The following is a 20,545-nucleotide window of genomic DNA, read 5'->3' on the forward strand; positions in this document are numbered from 1 at the left end:
TTTCCTCCATCATATACGAAATGAAAGTCCAAGCGCCACAACCCTCTTGTGCTTGGTTGCGGCGTTTGGACCTCATTTACGATCCGTTTAACCTTTTACGGCACCGATCATGATCCCTTTGATGAAATACTTCTGAAAGAACGGGTAGGCGACCAGGATCGGCAACACGCCGATTACCGCAATGGCCATCTTAACCGAGTCAGTCGGCATCTGCTGCATGGCCTCGCCCGCGTTAGAGCTCAAATTCGTGCTAATAAACTGAATATCTTGCATAATTCGGTTCAGCAGATTTTGGACGCTGAACAGCTCCGGGTTGGTGATGTAAATCATCCCGTTCTGCCAGTCGTTCCAGTACATGATGCAGGTAAACAAGCCGATTGTCGCGAGGACGGGCGTCGACAGCGGCAGTACGATGGACCAAAGCGTCCGGTACTCGCTGGCACCGTCCAGCTGCGCCGATTCGATTAACGCCGGCGGCACGGTCGACTGGAAGAATGTGCGCATCATCATGATGTAAAAGCCATTCGTGAGCAGCCCCGGTATGATAAGCGCCCAAATCGAGTTCTTAAAATCGAGCAATTGCGCGTACACCAGGTACGAGGGGACGAGACCTCCATGGAACAGCATCGTAAAGAAGACAATGAACATAATCAGATATCGGTGCGGCGTTTCACTTCTGGATAGCGGATAAGCCAGCAAAGTCGTAAGTGCCAACCCGACCACAGTACCGACGACCGTAACGAATACCGTTACACCGTAAGCTCTCGCGATGTCTGATCCTCTATTCAACAAATATTCATAAGCAGACGTACTAAACACTTGAGGAATGAAAGAATAACCGTGAGCGGTGATCGCATTCTGATCCGTAAAGGATGCCGAAATGAGCAGCAGGAACGGAATGAGACAAACCGCAGCGAATAGGAACATTGAAATATGGCTAAACCAGGTTATAACTCTGTCTTCGTTTTTCATGTCAAGACCTCCTTAAAAAAGCGCATTATCTTTGTTGGAACGCCTCACGATAAGATTCGCCAAGATGACGAGGATAAAGCCGACGATAGATTGATAGACGCCCGCCGCTGTGGACATACCGATGTCGCCTGAGCCCGTCAGCCCTCTGAAGACATAAGTGTCAATCGTGGAAGTTGATTCGAACAGTGCCCCGGAGTTCATCGGAACCTGATAGAACAAGCCGAAGTCAGAGTAGAAAATCCTTCCAATGTTTAGCAGCGTCAACATGGTGATGACCGGCACAATAATCGGCAGAGTGATGTGACGGATTTGCTGCCATCGGGAAGCGCCGTCAAGTCTAGCCGCCTCGTAATATTCTTCGTCAATGCCAAGCAGCGCTGCGAAGTATACGATGCTGGAATACCCGATGGCCTTCCAGAAATGGACCAAGGTCAGAATCCAAGGCCAGTACTTATTTTCCGTATACCACGAAATCCCTTCCTCGATGCCGAGCCATGGCAGCACCGTCTTGTTAAGAAATCCCGTGTCCGGGCTTAAAAAAGCGAATCCGAGATAACCTACGATAACCATGGAAATCAGATGCGGCAGCGTGATGATGCTCTGGTACGTCTTCACCAAAACCTTGCTTTTGATTTCGTTTAGCAGAATCGCACAGGCGAGCGAAAGCACCGTTCCTAGAATAATGAACACAAGGTTGTAGAGAATCGTGTTACGCGTGATGATGTACGCATCGGAAGTCTTGAACAGGTACTCGAAGTTGGCGAGTCCTACCCAATCACTCTGCAGAATGCCTTTGGCAAAGTTCACGTCCTTAAATGCGATGACGATCCCGAGCATTGGGAGATAATTGTTGATCAAAATGTAAAGAAGACTGGGAATCATCATAATCAGAAGCGGCGCATATTTCCGATAATGGGTCTTCCTTTTCTTTTGTTTCTTTACGGCTTGTTGGGCATTTACCACAGAGGTTTGTGCCATAGTCGTTCCCCTTCCTGTTCATGTGTTTTCTAATTCTGACTATCCTTATCATAAGGGATGACCAAACGGCCAACTAACGGAATGACGACTTTTTCAATAACGGTTTAACGACTTTTCACCCCGCTTAATTATGAAGCCGGATCCTCTTCTGGATCCGGCTTCAACCGCTCTTATATCGAATTATCCCTAGCGATGCTTCCTAGATGATACGCGCTCGGTTTGGGCTTGCGCTCTTGGGTTGACCGGTCCACTTCGATCAATCCGAACGTCTTCGAGAAGCCGAGCTGCCATTCGAAGTTATCGAGCAGAGACCAATGCATATAACCAATGACTCGGATTCCTTCCGAAATACAAGCTTGTACGCCTTTCAACGCTTGATCGATAAATGCAACGCGGCGCTCGTCGTTGTCCGTCCCGATTCCGTTTTCCGTGATCATAATCGGCTGCTTCAGATGCTTGGAGACGAAACGAACGGCTCCCTCAAGCGCTTCCGGGTAATACTCGTTCCCCATCTGGGTTTTTTCCACATCCGCGGGAACTGGCAGAAGACCATCCGGCCCGTATACCATACGGGTATAATTTTGCAAGCCAAAGAAATCGTCGTCTTCCAGATAAGGAAGAAACTGCAGGAATTCTTCGTGAAAAGCTTCAGCAGCCAGCACTTCTCCGCCTGGGATCGATTGAATGTCATACAGCGACAAAGACAGTCCAATCCGGGTATTCGGACTCACCTGACGAATCGCGCTTCTCGCCTCCGTATGCGACTTGAAGATAACTTCCAGCCCTTGCTCCGTACGAGCACCGAGGAAAGAGTGCACCTCTTGCGGATGAACGCCGAATGCTTGCCCCAATGCCGTGAAATACTTTTGCATCTGGCTCATATTATCCGTATTGATTCCGACCTGCGCTTGGCCTCCCCCAGCTTGATGCCGCTTAATGATTTTCGCAATGCCGATGGAGATATTCGCTTCATTGATCGTGCAAACAAAAGGAATCAACTCGCCTAATTCCCTCATGACATGGGCACAATAACGGGCAAAACGGGCAGGCGTCTCAGCCGATTCCCATCCCCCCGCACGAATGAGCCATTGCGGCGTAGTGAAATGGTGCAGGGTGACAATCGGCGTTACATTCGAACTTTGGCAGGCCAACAATACTTCCCGATAATGCTCAATGGCTGCCGGGTCGAAACACCCTTCTTCCGGTTCAATCCTCGCCCATTCGAATGAAAACCTGTACGAATTCAATCCGAACGAGGAGAGCAGCGCGATGTCTTCCTTGAACAGCCGATAGTGGTCTACGGCGCTGCCTGAACGCTCCTTAAAAATCGATCCCTCCAAATTTTCCATAAGCCAGAAATCGGAGTGGGTATTATTTCCTTCAACTTGATGAGCGGCCGTCGAGGCCCCCCAATAGAATCCTTCGGGAAATTGACTTGCCATATTGCATTGCTCCTCTCTAGTTTGGTCTATAATCTCTCAATCATCATATTTCAATTGCCATAGGGCCAACTAACGTTATCGCGACTAATCCGCTAACGTTTTCAAGACTTCTTAAGCAGAGTCATCATTCCGGCAAAACAAAAAATTCCCGCTCCGTGAAGAGCAGGAATCAACGTTTCCTCAAGATAATGACATAATCGTGAAAAAATCCATCGGTTTATCTTCCAAAGGTTGATAGTCGAGATAATCGAAATGAGCAGGCGTTGTTGTGTTCTTCCCATTCCCGGTCGCATACATCGCAAAGAACACGCCGGTAAAGCCCCCCGCGACTTCCTTGGATAGGAAAGCCGTCTCACCCTTGCCAATAACGACGGGTTCCTTGCCGGGAGCAGCGTACGTAAAAGTATACAACACTTCGTTCGCTTGTACGCCTAGAATAACTGTCGGTTCGGCGTAATCCACTTCTGCTGCGACTTGTATGATGCTTCCGACCCGGCGCCTCAGGATAAGCTTTGGATTGCCGCCCTTTATCGTCCTAGCAACTTCGTAATGAAATTTTTCGTTCATGAATACGGTTAGTCCGGCCTCTTCGCCTTCTTCCGACGGCCCAAACTCCAGCAGGGTTTTGATCTCGCAATTTAGATGCTGCTGTCTGCGGCCGACGAACGCCGGCGAATCTTTGTCGTTCAAGGTGCAAGCCTGCCCCTTGAGCGTCAACCTTCCCGCCCGGTCTGTCAGAGACCACGAATCCGGGGCGGGGTTCCGGTAGAAATTCCAAGCCGGCTGCAGCTTGTCCGAATCAAAATCATCCCGGCTTACCCACTCAATTGGCTCTCCTAGCGGCAAACTTCCGGCATCGTGCTCAAGCTCGGCTCTGCCATGATTGCCGACAACCGGCCAACCTTCTTCGTTCCAAGTGACGGGCGCCAGATTCGTCTCACGGCCCAGGATATGGCGTTTCGCGTTAGCGACCGGCCGAATGCCTAGAAATACGCACCACCAGCTGCCGTCTGCAGCTTGTACGAGATCGGCATGTCCAGTCCCCTGAATCGGCTTCGGCGTACTTCGATTGGAGAGGATCGGGTTCGCCGGATTGCTCTCGAACGGACCGTACGGGCTGCGGCTCCGCGCGATCGTTTCCATGTGTCCGTATTCCGTTCCGCCCTCCGCCACCATGAGATAATACCACCCATTGATCCGATATAGATGCGGACCTTCGGGATGGCTTCCGCCCGTACCTTCCCATATCAACCGCCGCTCGCTTAATAATGTCCCGCTTGCGATATCGATCTCCCCTTGATAAATACCTGCGCTTTCCCCATAAAAGTTAGCCGTGCCCGTCAAATACACGTTGCCATCTTCATCGAAGAACAATGACGGATCTACGCCACCCCAGCCCTCAAGGTAGATCGGTTCAGACCAAGGCCCTTCTGGACTCTCAGCCCACACATAGAAGCTTTTCTGGATGGAAATGTTCGTCGTAATAACGTAGAAGCGCCCGTTGTAATAACGAATCGTTGGCGCGTAAATCCCTTGAGAATATCCCTGCGGAAGCATACCCATAAGCGGCAACTGGCTTTCTCGCGTCAACACATGCCCCAACTGACGCCAGTTCACTAAGTCCTTGCTATGGAAAATCGGAATGCCCGGAAAATAATCGAAGGAGCTCGTAACCAGATAGTAATCTTCTCCGACTCTGCAAACGCTGGGATCGGGATGAAAGCCCGGGATAACAGGATTTTTGAATGTTGCCATAGTTTACTCTCCTTATCGGAAAATAGAGGGCCTAATGAATAACGCTTCGAGCGACGCATCGATCCGATCAAGTTGCTTCAAATCGATGCGCCCAAGCGTCCCATTAAGCCCTGCGATGCCTTAGATGTAGAACCCTCTTGCCTTTATTATTTGTTCGATGCCGCCCACTCGTCCAGCTGCTTTTGCTTTTCCGCGATGACTTTATCAATGCCTGACGACTTCAGCTTCTCTCTGAGCTCTGGAAGTTTGTCTGCCGGATCGAAGGTTCCCGATTCCAGGGCTTTTCTATATTGTTCGATGACATTATTGAGAGCTGTAATTTCGTTCTTGACCGGCTCCGAATTGAATGCGAAGCCAAGCGCTTTCGATTTGATAGCTTTTTGATTCGCTTCCGCCGTTAATTCCCATACATTCGGCAAGTCAGTCGTCCGAATATAGCCGATGGATTGGTTAGGGACCATCCATGTTTGAAGGGAATACCCTACCGTCGTCGCTTCGACGCCTTCCGGATAATCAATCACGGTATCCGACACCTTCACATAGTGTTTACCTTCAATACCCCATAAGAACAAATTGGAAAGATCCTTATCCGAGTACATGAGGTCCAGGAACATCATCGTTCTTTCAGGATTCTTAGAATTGTTGGAGATTGCCCACAATCCCGCCGTCGCATCGGATGTTGTCGCATAGGTATTCGACGATATCGGTACAGCGATGAGTTCTTTGCCTGCAGCAGCGCTTTGCACTTCCCGTCCTCCGACCTTAAGGCCGTCGAAGTAAGCAAAGGCCTTGCCCGCCTTCACCATTTCCATACCGGAGACTTGGCTTGTAGCCGCGTCTTTGTTGATATATCCAGCCTTAAACCAGCTATGCATCTTATTCAAATAGTCTTCGTACTCTTTGGACTCAAATACGTTTTCAACCTTAAGCCCATTGTCGAATGCAGGCAAAACGCCAAAACGATCACCCAGTTTGTCATAATCGCCATACTTATCCGAAGGAACGGATAACCCTACCGCAAACGGTACAATACCGGGCTCGTTTTCTTTAATCGTCTTAAATACCTGATCCAGGTCATCGAGTCCTTTGATGGAAGCTACATCGATCTTATGTTTGTCCACCAGTGCTTTATCCATGAGAATCGAATTAGTTCCGGTTGTATAGTCCTTGTACACAGGTACGGCGTAAGTTTCTCCTTTAAGCTTGGCGCTTGCCAAATATTCCGGAGCAATCGCTTGTTTGATTCCCGCGCCATATTGATCCAAGAGTCCGTCTATCGGAATAATTTTCCCTGTTGCCATAGAGGCGCTGTAGCCCTGTCCAAATTGGAACAACAGGTCCAGCTTCTCGCCGCTGGATGACATCAAATTCATTTGTTGTGTCCATGCGCCAATGCTGATGGGTAAAATTTTTACGGTTGCGTTAATTTTCGCCTTCGTGATTTTGCTCATTTCTTCTTGAACCAACGCAAGATCTGGCGGCGTTGCTCCAATGATCGGCAGCGCAATCGCGATTTCGAAAGGATCTTTCGTTGCTTCGTCCGGACTAGCGCTTGGCTCCTGGCCCGAATTCGACGAATTGCCCGATGGGGCGTTTGTTGCAGCGTTCTCTCCGTTGTTAGACGACGAGCACGCGCTGATCACCCCCATCAACATGACCGCTGCAAGTGTCAAAACGACAAATCTCAATTTTTTTCTCATTGCAATCCCCCTCATTTAAACTTTAACTTACACCTTCATCGTATCGTTATGCCCCTATTGCCGACTAACACTTTGACGACTTTTTTGATACCGCTTTCGCGACTTGTTTGGGTCACTATATGTGTTCATTCATGAATTTTGCGCTTAGCTGCAACGATTTGATCGGAGAATCATCTACCCAGTTCGTATGGGATTCCAAGATAACGGCCTGCACGCCGTAACTTTTCGCCGTTGTCACGAGCGCTTCAAGATTCATATTGCCGTAGCCCAATTCCATGCTGCCCGACTCGATAATCGAAGCGGTAGGTCCATTGACGCGGAAGCCCCGGTCATTGATATGATAAAGCTTCATTCTGCTGCCAAGATTATTCATGAGGGCAAAAGCATCATATCCGGCTTCCGTAGGCCAATAGGAGTCGAACTCGAAATTCACATAACTCGGATCCGTTAGTTCAACCGCATAGTTCGATTCCATCGTATCCTGCCTCTTTTATTGCCTTGAGCGTATCTTGGGCCTGTTGTTCCGTTCCAACGACCGATCTGATTTGAAACTGCTGCACAGCCTTACGGACCATTAATACAACCTTTATTCAGTAACCAACTGCTTATTACATCGTAAATCGATATTCGCCGCTTCCCGCCGTAATCAGGATTCGGCCATCTTCGTAACGCGCATCCGGGAAATCCTCGAATCCGCTCTTCAGGTCATCTTGATTGCCCGGAAGCATGATCGTCGCCGTCGTATTGGCCGGCACTTCGAAACGGTAGTTGATCCCTTGTGCCGTCTTTTCCCAGCTCGATTGAATCGTCCCGTAGAGGGATTCGAACGTAGCGGACGCTTGCGTAATCGTTCCCCCATGCAATGGCTTCAAAATAAAATGCTTATAGCCCGGCACGTCCCAAACCGGACGGATTCCGGCTATGCCCGCGAAGAGAAAATCACATACGGCTCCGTACGAATAATGGTTAAGCGATCCCGAGAACTCGCCGTCAGGCTTCATTCCTCTCCAGCTTTCCCAGATCGTCGTCGCTCCCTTGCTGACGGCATACAGCCACGACGGGCACGATTGTTGCTCCAACAACCGGAAAGCGATATCCGCATGTCCGGAATCCGCCAACACATGGAGAATGAACGGCGTCGATAGGAAACCCGTATTCAGATGAAAGTCTTGCTCCGTGACCAGTTGCGCAAGCCTGTCGGCAACAGCTTGTTTTTTGTCGTCATCCGCTAAGCCGAATGCAAGCGTACGGACATTCGGCGCTTGCCTGCCTTCAACAATTTGACCGTCTTCTTTAATAAAATACTGATTGTACACGCGCTTGATTTTACCGTAGAGCTCCCGGTACTTCGCTTCCTCCTCGGCTTTTCCAAGCACTTGCGCCATTTCGGCAAGCAGCCTGGTAGAGTAAGCATAATAAGCCGTCGAAACGTCAGGGAAGCATCCGCCTGTTTTCGTCAATACCGCAGCCAGATCAGTAAATTCCGTGTCGGTTTCCAGCCACTCTCCCCAGTGGAACTTCGTATCCCACACGTAATTCGCGTCAAGTTCCCCATCGGTATAATTTAGATAAACCGGGGTAGCCTTAAATCGTTGATTCGATTCTTTCGCATTTGAGACCATATAATCTACCCACGCCTTTGCGGAATCGAACTGTTTCTCCAGAATCGACTTGTCGCCATAGCATAGGTACATGGTCCACGGGATAATGACGGCCGCATCTCCCCAACCCGAAGAACCGTCAAGCATGCTGGCTGCTCCAGGCTTGCGAAACGCCATCATTGGACTGGTGCTTGTCTTGGAAAGCCGCTCCCATTCGGCTAAGTTGTGGTAGCCGATGACAGTGGGCACCGTGCTTGCCACCGATCCGTCGGGGAACTGCTCGGCTGCCAGATCGGCCATCCACTTTTCGAAGAAAGGATACACATTCATGAAATCGGTCGACGTTCTGGAATAGACCTGCGCATCCCCCGTCCATCCAGCCCTCTCCCGTGTCGGGCAGTCGGTAGGAACCTCCATAAAGTTGCCCTTCTGGCTCCATTTGGAGTTGGATACAAGCTGATTGATCAACGGATGCGAACTAGTGAAATCGCCCGTTTCTTCCATGTCGGAGTACACAGCCACCGCTGTAAAGTTCTGCGGATCGGTTGTACCCGGATAATTTTTCAGCAGGACATAACGGAAGCCAAAGATGGCAAACCGCGGACGGTAGCTCTCTACCCCCTTCCCTGCCAAAATGTAATGGACCTCTTGGAAATCCGTCAATTCTCCATGCGCAAGATTTTGCAACGAGAAGTTTCCGTTCTTGTCCAACGCTTCTCCATGGATGAGAACGACCTCCGTCCCTGCGTCTCCTTGAACCTGCATGTCGACCCAGCCGGCGATATTTTGCCCGAAGTCCAGTACCGTTTCTCCGTTCGGCGTCTGCAGCACTTTAGGCGTGAAACGTTCTTTCGTTCTTACCGGCACGCTGTTCGTACCGATTAAGCTGTCGTATCCATCCTCCGTAACGGCGACTTGCTCCCATGCAGAATCGTCATACCCGGTCTTATTCCATTCTTCGATATCGAGAGTGGCGTCGTAGACCTCTCCCGCCTTCATATCCGTCTTCAGCAAAGGTCCGTGGGACGTCTTAAAGGAATCGTCGCTGGCGATGATTTCGCGACTGCCGTCCTCGTAGGTCAACACTATTTGTCCCAAAAAGGCTACTTTATAGCCGAAGTTGTTTTTCAGGCTTGCCCCGCCGGTAGTGCCTCTCCACCAACCGTCCCCGAGAATAACCCCCAGCGCATTCGCACCTTCGCGCAGAAGGTGAGTCACATCGTAGGATTGGACCTGCAGCCTCTTGTGATAAGAGGTGAATCCCGGCGTAAACAAGTGGTCCGTACCTTCGATCCCGTTCAAATAAAAGCTGTACAATCCTTTCGCCGTCAGATAGGCTCTTGCCGAGACGAGACCCTTCTTCACGTCAAACTCTTTCCGTATATACGGCGCCGGTTTATAGGCGTCGATGTCTACCTCTTTCTCCGGTTCGATCCAGCGAGCCTTCCAATCCGAACGGTGCAGCAGTCCGGTTTCGAAATACACCGGCTCGCTGAACGGCGATTCCTCTCCCTTGTTATTCCATACCTTGACCCGCCAATATACGCGCTGCATCGATTTCAATTCGGGACCTGCGTACAAGACATGCTGCGATTGGCTTGTCTCCATCCTCCCGCTGTCCCACGTCACGTCAGCGAAACTCTTTGTCACGGATGCTTGCAGCTGATATGCGCATTGTAGCACATTTTTTCCGTCGCTTCGAAGCTTCCAGCCCAGACGCGGCATGACCGAATCCAACCCCATTGGATTATCAAGATATTCCGTTCGCAAAGACACTGCTTCCAGCATATTTAGTAGCCTCCTATACCATTTCCGTTGTAGTTCGTTTCCTTTTCACCATACCATTTCGGAAATAAGCAGACTAACACTTAGCCGACTTTTTAGATGCCGTTATCACGACTAAGGTGAACCGTCTGCCGCCGCAAAAAAGTCGTGATAACGACATCCGTAAAGTCGTAAAAACGTTAGTGAAGCAACCCGAATTGTCTTAAGGTGGAGTTGATAGGTAAACGTTCCATATAGGAGGATGTAAAATGACGGATTTTTCCAGCACAAAAGGCAAAGTTGCCATTGTTACGGGCGCTGCCGACGGCCTCGGCAAAGCAATCGCATGGAGTTATGCAGAGAACGGCATGAAGGTCGTTGTATCCGATATCAATGCCGACAAGGGATCGAAGGTCGCTGAGGAGATTCGAGCTGCGGGCGGAGAGGCAGTCTTCTTCAAAACGGATGTAAGCAAAGAGGATGAAGTAAAAGGACTCGTCGATTTCGCTGTCGCGACGTACGGTCAATTAGATGGCCTCGTGAATAATGCCGGAATTGCAGCCGAGAGTAGACCTACGCATGAATTCTCGGTGGCTGAATTCGATAAATTAATGGCGATCGACTTACGCGGCGTCTTCCTAGGTATGAAGTTCGCCGTCGAAGCAATTCTGAAGTCCAAGTCGACTGGCGGTTTCATTATAAACGTTGCTTCCCAAGCAGGGATATTGGGCAACAGCTCCATGGCTACTTATGCTTCCGCTAAACATGGTGTAGTCGGACTTACAAAGAGCGCCGCCCTCGATTACGCGCCGTACAACATCTCCATCAATGCGATTTGTCCGGGAACGTTCCGAACCTCCATCTGGGGACAAGCACCTGAGGAAGTCGTTTCTCAATACGCGAAGCTCCTGTCCCCGAACGGAAGACTTGGCGACCCAAAAGAAATCGGCCATTTGGCCTTGTTCTTAGCCTCTGATTTGGCGCGTTATATCAGCGGTTCCGCTATTGTAATCGATGCCGGTTCTCACGCGGGCAAGGTGACTCCCGTCCAATGGGCTCATCCGGAAATTTTGGAGTAGGAATACGCCAATATCCCGTCCCCTTGTCCCTAGGTCACCAATAAAAAATGCACTCTTGTCATAAGATTAGACTTATGACAGGAGTGCATTTTAATTATTTATCTGTTTTTTTAATTTTGTTTAAAGCTGTGTTAAGCTCGAGCATCTTCTCTTTGGGAATCCTGCCTGCAAAAACTCTTCTAACTGTTAATCTATTGACCATCTCTTGCATTTTTGCATCCATCTGTGGCGCTGAAGAAGCCTGACTATTCTCAGAGCCATCACCCGTTTGAGCTCCAGCTGCTATATTACGTATTTCCTGTATGATTAACGCTCCCTGAGGATTACTCGCAATATCTCCTACCTTATCGTTGATTGAGAAATATCCATCCGGTGCAGTAAGCTCAAACCAGTTGATGATATCTCCAACTTCCTTCAACTGCTTCATACGGTAATCTTCATTAAATACATCAACTTTCCGGATCAGGCTTTCATCCTCACACTTTCCTGCTTTTGCAACCAAGCTTGTTTCTCCTGAGAGCGGTACGTCAAAATAGAAGAAATGCACATCACTATTTTGTTTTCCAAGACTTTTCCCATCGGCGAATAATTCAACTTCCGGCTGGTTGGAATAAACCGTTACCCTGGTAACCTCCTCAACCCTGTCGACATATCTCTTTCCGCAGATATGCACAAACGGTTCATCGGTCAGCCACGCTTTATAGGCATAGAAGGCATCTTTTTTATATTTTCTGTCAAAGGAAACGAGTCCCTTATGGTTTATTCCTTCCTTTCCGCCTTCTGCTCTTGCATCCGAGCCAAAATCAAACATATTCCAGACATGGGTTGCCCATATATAAGGCCGTACAAATAATTGCTTAATTAATTCCTCATGATAATAAGCCTGATAATCTTCTGTATAATCTCCCTTTCCCGGTGTTGAAGTATGCCAGTTACCTGCCGCCTCACAACCGTATTCACTTAATCCGATTGGTTTATTCGGGAACTTCTCATGGAACTCATCCATAAAAATGCCATTCTCGTACGTTTCCCCAACATACCATCCTAAATATAAATTGTAAGAAACAACATCCGTTATATGCACATATTCTTTATCAATTGAACAGTCTTTTATAACTGCTAGGGTCGTAAGTCTTGTTGGGTCCATTTCATGAACCATATCGTTTAAGATACGGTGGTTCTCCACCATATCCTCATCATCCGCTCCAAGAATGGTAATTTCATTCGACAACCCCCAAAACATGATTGAAGGATGATTGTAATTCTGAATGACCAGCTCCCTCATCTGTGAAAGGGTATTATCTTTTCCTCCCACCATATGGCACGCAATATAGGGGATCTCAGCCCACACGATCATTCCTCGTTCATCGCACAGGTCCAAGAAATACTGGTCATGCTGATAATGGGCAAGCCTTATTGTTGTAGCACCCATTTCGCAGATTAAATCCATGTCTTCGTTTTGGTGTTCCGGCAATAATGCATTTCCTATTTCTGGACGGTCTTGGTGACGATTTACACCGCGCAATGGGTAGCTTTCTCCATTCAGGAAAAATCCTTTTTCCGGGTCTACCTTGAAGGAACGGCATCCAAATTTGACATCTCGTCTATCTAATTCCTTGCCATTTTCAACTAATCTGACTTCCAGAGCATAGAGGAAAGGGTCCTTCCGTCCATTCCAAAGATGCGCCTTACTTATCGTAAATTTTACCCTGGTCGTATCCGCAGCTGTTATTTGTTCGGAGACGATCTGATCTGCAGCTTTTACCCTATAAATGATCTGCTGTGAAGGCAATGCGCCAGTAAGAAATACTTGTACATCAACTTCAGCATCGCTGCCATTTACAACAGGAGTAACCTCCACACCAGGACCGCCATAATAATCCAGGTCAAAATGGGATTCAGTTACCGTTATAACTGACACATTTCTGTAGAGTCCGCCATAAAAAGTGAAATCCGCTTCTTGAGGATAAACTCTTGCATTAGGAGCATTATTAACTGCAACCACAATAAGATTCTCGTCTGCCAGCAAGTCTGTAATATTTACTCTCCATGTGGAATATCCGCCATCGTGGTGTCCTGCATGGCGCCCATTCACATAAACATCCGCTGACGAATTAGCAGCTTGAAATTCAAGGTATACAAGCTTTTCAGCAGAAATATCTTCCTTGCGCAGCTTTTTGGTATAATAACAAGTTCCCCGGTGATAATCATTTCCGCCGTCCTGCCCGTCTTTTCCATTCCACGTATGGGGAAGGTTTACGACTTCCCAGTCAACCGGAAGGTCCTGAGGGATATCCAAAGCTGTTTTTGAAAAATGCCATGCTTTGTTCCATAGTTTAATCATTTTATTATTCCTCCAGTCGTTATGATCGAACAGCTCTAAAACCTTTAATCACCGATGCTTATTTACTCAACCGCCCTGCGCACTTCACCTTCGGTTATCCCTACTTCATTGAAACTATCCACTCGTACATATACCGGTTCGCCTTTGATCAACGCTTTAATGGTAAGCTGGTTGACACCGAATAGCATATGACTGTGATACAGTTTATCCGGCGCATACCCCCAGAGCACGTTATATCCGACGGCATCGTCAAGTTGAGTCCACGTTACGGATAGATCCAGTTCGCCTAAGCGTTTTGTTTGGACAGCGATTGCTTGTTTCGGCTGCTCTCCATGTCCGATCCCGAACACTCTAAGACCGGAAATACATGCGGACTGGTTATAAGGAAGCTCCTTTACCGTTAATCGAATAAACCTGGCTTTGACTCCCTCTTCCTTGACGATCAGATCGTGTGCCAAATCGGTTGCAGCTTCCGATTTATCTTCGATCATGAAATAGGAGTTGCCATCCGTCGAGCCCTCTAGAAGCCACCTTGTAACATGCTTCCGCTCGTCAATGTATCTTCTTATTTCTCCGACTTGCTGTAGAGTTGCTCCCTCAGGAAGCGGGAGGTTCATCTGATCATCCGCAAAATTAATTTGTACGGCATGCACATCACATACATACTTCAGATCCACCTCAAGCCATTCTCCAGGCTCATTGGTTGCTGCTTTCCACCAGCTTTGTACATTCTCATCCGTAGCCTTCGAAGCTTCTTTTCCATCTTCACAGGAAGACGCCTTGGCCGGCTTGCCATAGGAGAGAAGCATCCACTCCGGATTGTTCCATGGATTCATGGCAGCTTGGTCGATCCGAATCGGCCAGTCGCCATAGCGTTGATTGCAAAATAATTCCCCGTCCTGATCGAAACCCGCAGGCCATAGCCCAATCCGTCTTTCAAAAATATGGTTGACGCTCACTCTCATCGTCGAAGCATGCCACCAATTTCCATGCTGATCTTCCATGGTCGATCCATGTCCCGCTCCTGGCAGAAAACCTCCAGGCTTATAGGAGTACGGATTATTTTTCGCTAGCGTAAACGGCCCGAGCGGGTTGTCCGAAATGTAAACCCCGTCCGCATACACGTTATATTGCGTCCCGGGTGCGGAATACTGGAGATAGTATTTGCCGTTATGCTTATCCATCCACGCCCCCTCGATATACGGATCTGCATTCCCAAGGGACTTCCTGATGATTTGCAAGAACTCCTCCGTCACGCCGGGATTCATTTTCGTGTAGTTCTTAACCATCTCCTCGACCTGTTCAGCTGGTCTTGGTTCGTGATTTTCGCCATTTCTTTCATAGCCGATAACCGCAGTATTGCCCTGCACGAGGGCGACCGGTTCCCCGATGGGCTTCATATTCTCCGGATTCAGTTCAACGCCGTAAAGCGGCGTGACATTGGAGCATCCCCAGTAGAAATAAATCCTGCCGTCGTCATCCAAGAACAGATTCGGGTCCCAGAAGGGAAACGTCCCTTCGATTTCTTCAAACGCGCCGTCAATCAGATCTTTCGTTCTGAAGAAGGAACAGTTCTTGGATTTACTCGATGCGGAAAAATAAACATACTCTCCGATGACCCGAACATCCGGGGCATAGTCGTAAACCGGCACATCCTTCAGCGGGTGGAAGGTCCAATCCGTCAAATTATCGCTGACAAGAAATCCTGCCGTCATTGAAGGAAACAGATAATATTGGCCTTTGAACAAAATCATTGAAGGATCCGCAGCTTCCCTATAAGTGACATTAAGCCCTCTTAATTCGGTGAATTGATATTTGTATTCCATATTGATCGGGTTGCACATATACGTCATAGTCGTTCGCTCCTCTTCAGATCGCTACTTTTTCGTTAAATTGGCTATGATACAAATCCGCATAAAAGCCTCTATGTTCCAATAATTCAGGGTGGTTGCCCTTTTCCACGATATCGCCGTTGTTCATGACGAGGATCAGATCAGCATCCCGGATCGTGGACAGCCGGTGGGCGATGACGAAGCTCGTTCTGCCGGCCATTAATTCCTTCATCGCTTTCTGAATATTCATCTCCGTCCGAGTGTCGACGCTGCTCGTCGCTTCGTCGAGGATCAGGACGGTAGGGTCAGCGAGGATCGCCCGGGCGATCGTTAGTAATTGTTTTTGCCCTTGCGAAATATTCGAGGCGTCTTCTCCCAGCATCGTACCGTAGCCGTCCGGCAGCTTGCGGATAAAATCGTCCGCGTAAGCGCTTCGGGCGGCCCGGACGATGTCTTCATCCGTCGCTCCTGCGCGTCCGTAGGCGATATTGTCCCGGATCGTTCCGTTAAACAGCCACGTATCCTGAATAACCATGCCGTATCGGCTTCGGACTTGCTCGCGGCTCATGTCCTTATAATCGACGCCGCCTAGCAGGATGCTCCCTTCGTCGACCTCGTAAAATCGCATCAACAGATTAATCAGCGTGGTTTTGCCCGCACCCGTCGGTCCGACGATGGCGATGGTCTGGCCTTCCTTCACATCAAGATCGAATCTGCGAATGATCGGCTTGGCTTTCTCGTAACCGAAGCTGACGTTCCGGAAGCTAACGCTTCCCTCGATTTCGCCGACAGGGCCGATCGACGGCTCGTGTCGGTCTTCCTCTTCTTCATCCAAAACGCGAAATACCCTCTCGGCGGAAGCGATCGCCGTCTGGATCAAATTCATGATGCCCGCCACCTGCATCATCGGATAATTGATCTGCTGCGTATATTGGATGAACGCTTGAACATAGCCGATCCGCATATTCCCGTTCAACACAAGAACGCCGCCGACGATGGCGACCACTACGTAACCGATGTTGCCGACGAAAGTCATCAAGGGCATCATCAGGCCGGAAACGAACTGTGCCTTCCTTCCTGCTTCATAGAGCTTCTGATTCATCTGATCGAAGGATCGAATCGCTTCCTCTTCGTACCCGTACGTTTTCACGACCCGATGGCCGCCGAACATCTCCTCGACATGTCCGTTCACGTTGCCTAATTCCGCTTGCTGACTAACAAAAAATTTCTTGGATTTGCCTGCCATCCATCTCATCACGAACGCGCTCAACGGCAAAGTGATACCGATCACGATCGTGAGCCACGGACTGATATAGAGCATCATCACGACGATCCCGATGACGGTCAGGACCGAGCTCATAATTTGAGAGACCGCCTGCTGAAGAGAAGCATTGATGCTATCGACGTCGTTAACCGCCCTGCTGAGCAAGTCACCCTGGGAATTCCGGTCGAAATACCGAAGAGGCAGGCGCGACATTTTCTCCGTTACCTGTTGTCGCAACGTCGCGGTTACCCGTTGGGCAACGCTTGCCAGGACGTACTGCTGCAAGAAGGAAAAGAACGAAGAAGCGGCATACAGTCCGATCATCCCGATTAGCCATTTGCCGAGCCAAGTGAAATCCACACCAGTGCCTTCCCTGTAACTGTCGAACAAGAAATTCGTCGCGTCCCCGAGCAGTTTCGGATTGACGACACTGAATAGCGTGCCCGCGATAGCCGCGAACCCGACGAACGCCAGTTTGCCTCGATGGGGCTTGAGGTATCCCATCAACCTCCGGAGCGTGTTTCCTTTGTTTCCCGTCATGCGCTCTCCTCCTCCGTCAGTTGAGAAGCAACGATTTCCAGATAAATGCCGTTTGATGACAGCAACTCTTCGTGGGTTCCGATGCCGGCGATTTCTCCCTCGTGAAGCACGATAATCCGATCGGCGTCCTTCACCGTGCTGACCCGCTGGGCGACGATCAAGATCGTGGCATCCCCCGTGACCTGCTTCAACGCTCTCCTTAACTCGGCGTCCGTCTTATAATCTAGCGCCGAGAAGCTATCGTCGAACAAATAGATAGCGGGTTTTCTCGCGAGAGCTCTTGCAATCGACAACCGCTGCTTCTGGCCCCCCGAGAAATTGGCTCCTCCTTGCGCGACTTCTTCTTCCGAACCCTTCTCCTTCGAACGGACGAAATCCAATGCCTGCGCGGTCCGAAGCGCTTCTTCCAGCTGTTCCGGTGATAGCCGATCTTGGCCGAACGCCACGTTATCTGCAATCGTCCCCCGGAATAAGGACGCTTTCTGGGTGACGTACCCGATGCGCGACCTGATCGATCGCTGAGGCATATTCCGAATGTCCACACCATCGATGAGTATCGCACCGCTCTCTACGTCATATAAGCGAGGAATGAGTTGCAGCAGCGTCGTCTTGCCCGAACCCGTGCTTCCGATAATCGCCGTCGTTTCGCCCGGTCCGGCTTGAAACGAAATCGATCGAAGCGCCGGATTCGCGGCTCCGGGATAACGAAAGGTGACCTCCGCGAATTCGATACGGCCCTTGATCTCGTTTGCAAGCTCGTTGCTCCCGGCGTCCGCGATCGTCGGTTCGAGCCGCAACACGTCGGCAATCCTATTGGCGGAGGCTTGCGCTCGCGGAATCATGACGAACATCATCGATAACATAATCAAAGCAACCATAATCATCATCGCGTATTGCAGGAATGCCATCAGGTTGCCGATTTGCATGTGCCCTTGGTCGATTCGAAATCCGCCGAACCAGACAATCGAAACATTCGTTAAACTCATCACCATGGTCATCAAGGGAAACAGATAAGCCATTATTTTGTTCACCTTGATGCCCGTATCGCGATAATCTTCGTTCGCCTCGTTAAACCGCCCGCTCTCGTATTCCGTCCGATTAAACGCACGAATGACGCGCATGCCGCTTAACGTTTCGCGAATGATTAGATTCAAGCGATCCGTCTTCGACTGCAACAAATCGAATAAGGGAACGGCCTTACGCATAATTAAGAAAATAATTCCTACCAATACCGGCAAAACGGCGATAAAAACTAAGGAAAGCATCGAATCCCGATAGAACGCTAGAATGATGCCCCCCAGAAGCATGATCGGCGCACGGGTCATCGTCCCGAACAGCGAGTTAACCAAATCCTGCACTTGCCGGATGTCGTTCGTCGTTCGCGTCATCAGTGAAGCCGGGCCGAAGCGTTCGAATTGTTGCAAGGAGAACTTCTGTACTTGGATGAACAAATTACGACGCAAATCTTTGCCAAAACCGTGCGCGACTCCGGATGAGAGGTAATTCACGCCAACGGTGAGCGCCACCGCGAAGATGGAACAGAAGATCATCCACCCGCCTGTTTGAAAGACGTAATCCATATCCTCTTTCGCGATGCCGAAGTCCACCATGTTGGCCATCAGCGTAGGCAAATACAGTTCGAGCATGATCCCCGCGAACATCAGGATGAGAAGCGCCGCAATTGATTTCTTGTACGGCTTCAAATATCGAAATAATAAGGTCATGACCGCCCCTTCTCCGAATCGTATATTCGGGTATCTAGAAAATCGATCGATTTCTGTAGCAGATTGGACAACATGCGGCTTTCCTCGGCGCCCAGATGCTCTGCCAACCCTTCGTAAAGCTTGCGCGAATATTGGAGAACAACTGAGGCTTGCTGTTTTCCCTTCTCGGTCAATGAAACCCGAACGACCCGACGGTCTATCGGATCTTTGGCGCGAACGATCAAATCTCGTTCGACCATATCGTTCAACAGTTGGGATACAAACGGGGAAGTCACTCCCAAATACTCGCTAATCTCCATTACGCTCATACGGTCTTGCTCTCTTTCCATGAGGATCAACAACATCCGGGCTTCGTTTACTTTTTGGTTAAAAGTGTCTATGCGAGTTTCAATATTTTTGCGGTACAGACGCCCGAAAACCTTCATCAGCTCCAACGATTCGTGATCCATGTGACTCTCCTTTCGCGATAATATTTGAATAGGTAAGTTACTTATTTATTCGATCTGATATGATTATAAAAAATCGCGCATTTCCTCACTAACACTTTGAAGACTTTTTCGCTATCACTATTACGACTTCTTGGAACGCTTCGATAACAAAAAACACCTCTCGGATGTAAACCCGAAGGGTGCCCTTGAGGTGTCTCTCTTCCTGAAGGAATTGCTCTCTCATTCTTTTCCCCGACCCGTAACCAGATCTTCTTTTTTTCGTTCTTGCGTCGCTTTAGCCATCTTGCGATAGGAATTGGCTTGACGGATCGTAGCTACAGCAATTACCGTGAAAGGAAAATATCTTCATTGGGTAAACAATCTTGTGTCCTTGGCACATGTACCCTTGCCATCCAGAAATTCCTTCAAGTGTTCACTTTGAATTTAAACCGAGAATAAATTATTAGATTGGTAAAGCACCATGTTTTGAAGCCTTTTCTTCAGATCTGATTCCGACTCTTCGTATGAGTCAACCCTATCCGCCTTCAAGGATGATTCCCTCTACTTCCAAAAGAATAAGCACAAATGATCATAATACTACAATGAAAATGAGCCTCATGGGATAGCATCCATGTGGCTCATTTTCTTTTTAAATCATTACTTATGTGATTTCCACAAAACTTAATTTATAGAATCATCTTTTAGCCTTATAAGACTAATGATAAAGCTTCATAAGCGCTCTCTTCTCAATCCACGACACATAGCTGCGGCTAATCCCAGCTCCTTCGCGATCTCGCGCTGCGTCCGCTCATCCCCGCCATGCTCCAGTCCAAAGCGGCCGATTACAGCTTCCTTCTCGCGGTCATCGAGTATATCCAGATTCTTATAGATCTTCGATTTCTCAATCTTCAGCTGCACCTTATCCACGATATCATCAGCCTCAGTACCGAGGATATCGATCAACGTAATCTCATTGCCTTCCTTATCCGTGCCGATCGGATCATGAGGAGACACGTCCTTCCGAGTCTTCTTCAAAGAACGAAGAAGCATAAGTATTCTACCAACATTGGAACCAGCCATACTACGACGTCCTAAGATTAGGTTACTCACGTGCTGGATTTC

Annotated in this window: 13 protein-coding genes and 1 pseudogene; 1 reads left to right on the forward strand and 13 read right to left on the reverse strand. The window is 49.0% G+C overall.

From position 1 onward, the window contains the following. Positions 1-87: 87 nt before the first annotated feature. From ACN6MW_RS07345 to ACN6MW_RS07375, 7 genes are all read right to left on the reverse strand, one after another. Entirely contained in the window at positions 88-972 is an 885-nt protein-coding gene (locus ACN6MW_RS07345) for a carbohydrate ABC transporter permease (RefSeq protein ID WP_419874878.1), read from the reverse strand. 12 nt (positions 973-984) lie between these two features. Further along, complete coding sequence (locus ACN6MW_RS07350) at positions 985-1,950, reverse strand: ABC transporter permease (protein WP_419874879.1); 966 nt, start codon at positions 1,948-1,950, stop codon at positions 985-987. A gap of 170 nt (positions 1,951-2,120) precedes the next feature. Next, the gene (locus tag ACN6MW_RS07355) at positions 2,121-3,392 is read right to left on the reverse strand and encodes a glycoside hydrolase family 1 protein (protein ID WP_419874880.1); all 1,272 of its coding nucleotides are present in this window, start codon (positions 3,390-3,392) and stop codon (positions 2,121-2,123) included. A gap of 180 nt (positions 3,393-3,572) precedes the next feature. After that, entirely contained in the window at positions 3,573-5,147 is a 1,575-nt protein-coding gene (locus tag ACN6MW_RS07360; RefSeq protein ID WP_419874881.1) for a glycoside hydrolase family 43 protein, read from the reverse strand. 146 nt (positions 5,148-5,293) lie between these two features. Continuing rightward, the gene (locus tag ACN6MW_RS07365) at positions 5,294-6,847 is read right to left on the reverse strand and encodes an ABC transporter substrate-binding protein (RefSeq protein WP_419874882.1); all 1,554 of its coding nucleotides are present in this window, start codon (positions 6,845-6,847) and stop codon (positions 5,294-5,296) included. A gap of 115 nt (positions 6,848-6,962) precedes the next feature. Then, the gene (locus ACN6MW_RS07370) at positions 6,963-7,322 is read right to left on the reverse strand and encodes a sugar phosphate isomerase/epimerase family protein (RefSeq protein ID WP_419874883.1); all 360 of its coding nucleotides are present in this window, start codon (positions 7,320-7,322) and stop codon (positions 6,963-6,965) included. Positions 7,323-7,455: 133 nt separating this feature from the next. Then, the gene (locus tag ACN6MW_RS07375) at positions 7,456-10,236 is read right to left on the reverse strand and encodes a family 78 glycoside hydrolase catalytic domain (RefSeq protein WP_419874884.1); all 2,781 of its coding nucleotides are present in this window, start codon (positions 10,234-10,236) and stop codon (positions 7,456-7,458) included. A gap of 245 nt (positions 10,237-10,481) precedes the next feature. Between ACN6MW_RS07375 and ACN6MW_RS07380 the strand changes: the two genes are divergently transcribed. Beyond that, positions 10,482-11,291: an SDR family NAD(P)-dependent oxidoreductase gene (locus ACN6MW_RS07380; RefSeq protein ID WP_419874885.1), complete on the forward strand. Its 810-nt coding sequence runs from the start codon at positions 10,482-10,484 to the stop codon at positions 11,289-11,291. Between the two features lie 94 nt (positions 11,292-11,385). Here ACN6MW_RS07380 and ACN6MW_RS07385 read toward each other — a convergent pair whose 3' ends face one another. The 6 genes and pseudogenes from ACN6MW_RS07385 to ACN6MW_RS07410 form a co-directional block, all read right to left on the reverse strand. Further along, on the reverse strand, positions 11,386-13,635 hold the full coding sequence (locus ACN6MW_RS07385; RefSeq protein WP_419874886.1) for a glycoside hydrolase family 2 protein: 2,250 nt from the start codon (positions 13,633-13,635) through the stop codon (positions 11,386-11,388). A gap of 62 nt (positions 13,636-13,697) precedes the next feature. After that, a complete protein-coding gene (locus tag ACN6MW_RS07390; RefSeq protein WP_419874887.1) occupies positions 13,698-15,488 on the reverse strand; it encodes a family 43 glycosylhydrolase in 1,791 nt (596 codons plus the stop codon). A gap of 16 nt (positions 15,489-15,504) precedes the next feature. Next, positions 15,505-17,271: an ABC transporter ATP-binding protein gene (locus ACN6MW_RS07395; protein ID WP_419874888.1), complete on the reverse strand. Its 1,767-nt coding sequence runs from the start codon at positions 17,269-17,271 to the stop codon at positions 15,505-15,507. Next, complete coding sequence (locus ACN6MW_RS07400; protein WP_419874889.1) at positions 17,268-18,995, reverse strand: ABC transporter ATP-binding protein; 1,728 nt, start codon at positions 18,993-18,995, stop codon at positions 17,268-17,270. The genes ACN6MW_RS07395 and ACN6MW_RS07400 overlap by 4 nt, the downstream gene beginning before the upstream one ends. Next, complete coding sequence (locus ACN6MW_RS07405; RefSeq protein WP_419874890.1) at positions 18,992-19,444, reverse strand: MarR family winged helix-turn-helix transcriptional regulator; 453 nt, start codon at positions 19,442-19,444, stop codon at positions 18,992-18,994. The genes ACN6MW_RS07400 and ACN6MW_RS07405 overlap by 4 nt, the downstream gene beginning before the upstream one ends. A 694-nt stretch (positions 19,445-20,138) precedes the next feature. Then, positions 20,139-20,479 (reverse strand): annotated as a pseudogene (locus ACN6MW_RS07410) (sigma factor-like helix-turn-helix DNA-binding protein); the annotation flags it as partial. Positions 20,480-20,545: the final 66 nt, after the last annotated feature.

This window comes from Pristimantibacillus sp. PTI5 (genome assembly GCF_048572955.1).
Classification (GTDB): domain Bacteria; phylum Bacillota; class Bacilli; order Paenibacillales; family Paenibacillaceae; genus Pristimantibacillus.

Bases quoted from the DNA above. Each gene is read 5' to 3' on its own strand.
- ACN6MW_RS07395 (WP_419874888.1), bottom strand. From the start codon at position 17,271: ATGACGGGAAACAAAGGAAACACGCTCCGGAGGTTGATGGGATACCTC.
- ACN6MW_RS07390 (WP_419874887.1), bottom strand. From the start codon at position 15,488: ATGACGTATATGTGCAACCCGATCAATATGGAATACAAATATCAATTC.
- ACN6MW_RS07355 (WP_419874880.1), bottom strand. From the start codon at position 3,392: ATGGCAAGTCAATTTCCCGAAGGATTCTATTGGGGGGCCTCGACGGCC.
- ACN6MW_RS07365 (WP_419874882.1), bottom strand. From the start codon at position 6,847: ATGAGAAAAAAATTGAGATTTGTCGTTTTGACACTTGCAGCGGTCATG.
- ACN6MW_RS07375 (WP_419874884.1), bottom strand. From the start codon at position 10,236: ATGCTGGAAGCAGTGTCTTTGCGAACGGAATATCTTGATAATCCAATG.
- ACN6MW_RS07350 (WP_419874879.1), bottom strand. From the start codon at position 1,950: ATGGCACAAACCTCTGTGGTAAATGCCCAACAAGCCGTAAAGAAACAA.
- ACN6MW_RS07370 (WP_419874883.1), bottom strand. From the start codon at position 7,322: ATGGAATCGAACTATGCGGTTGAACTAACGGATCCGAGTTATGTGAAT.
- ACN6MW_RS07345 (WP_419874878.1), bottom strand. From the start codon at position 972: ATGAAAAACGAAGACAGAGTTATAACCTGGTTTAGCCATATTTCAATG.
- ACN6MW_RS07360 (WP_419874881.1), bottom strand. From the start codon at position 5,147: ATGGCAACATTCAAAAATCCTGTTATCCCGGGCTTTCATCCCGATCCC.
- ACN6MW_RS07400 (WP_419874889.1), bottom strand. From the start codon at position 18,995: ATGACCTTATTATTTCGATATTTGAAGCCGTACAAGAAATCAATTGCG.
- ACN6MW_RS07380 (WP_419874885.1), top strand. From the start codon at position 10,482: ATGACGGATTTTTCCAGCACAAAAGGCAAAGTTGCCATTGTTACGGGC.
- ACN6MW_RS07385 (WP_419874886.1), bottom strand. From the start codon at position 13,635: ATGATTAAACTATGGAACAAAGCATGGCATTTTTCAAAAACAGCTTTG.
- ACN6MW_RS07405 (WP_419874890.1), bottom strand. From the start codon at position 19,444: ATGGATCACGAATCGTTGGAGCTGATGAAGGTTTTCGGGCGTCTGTAC.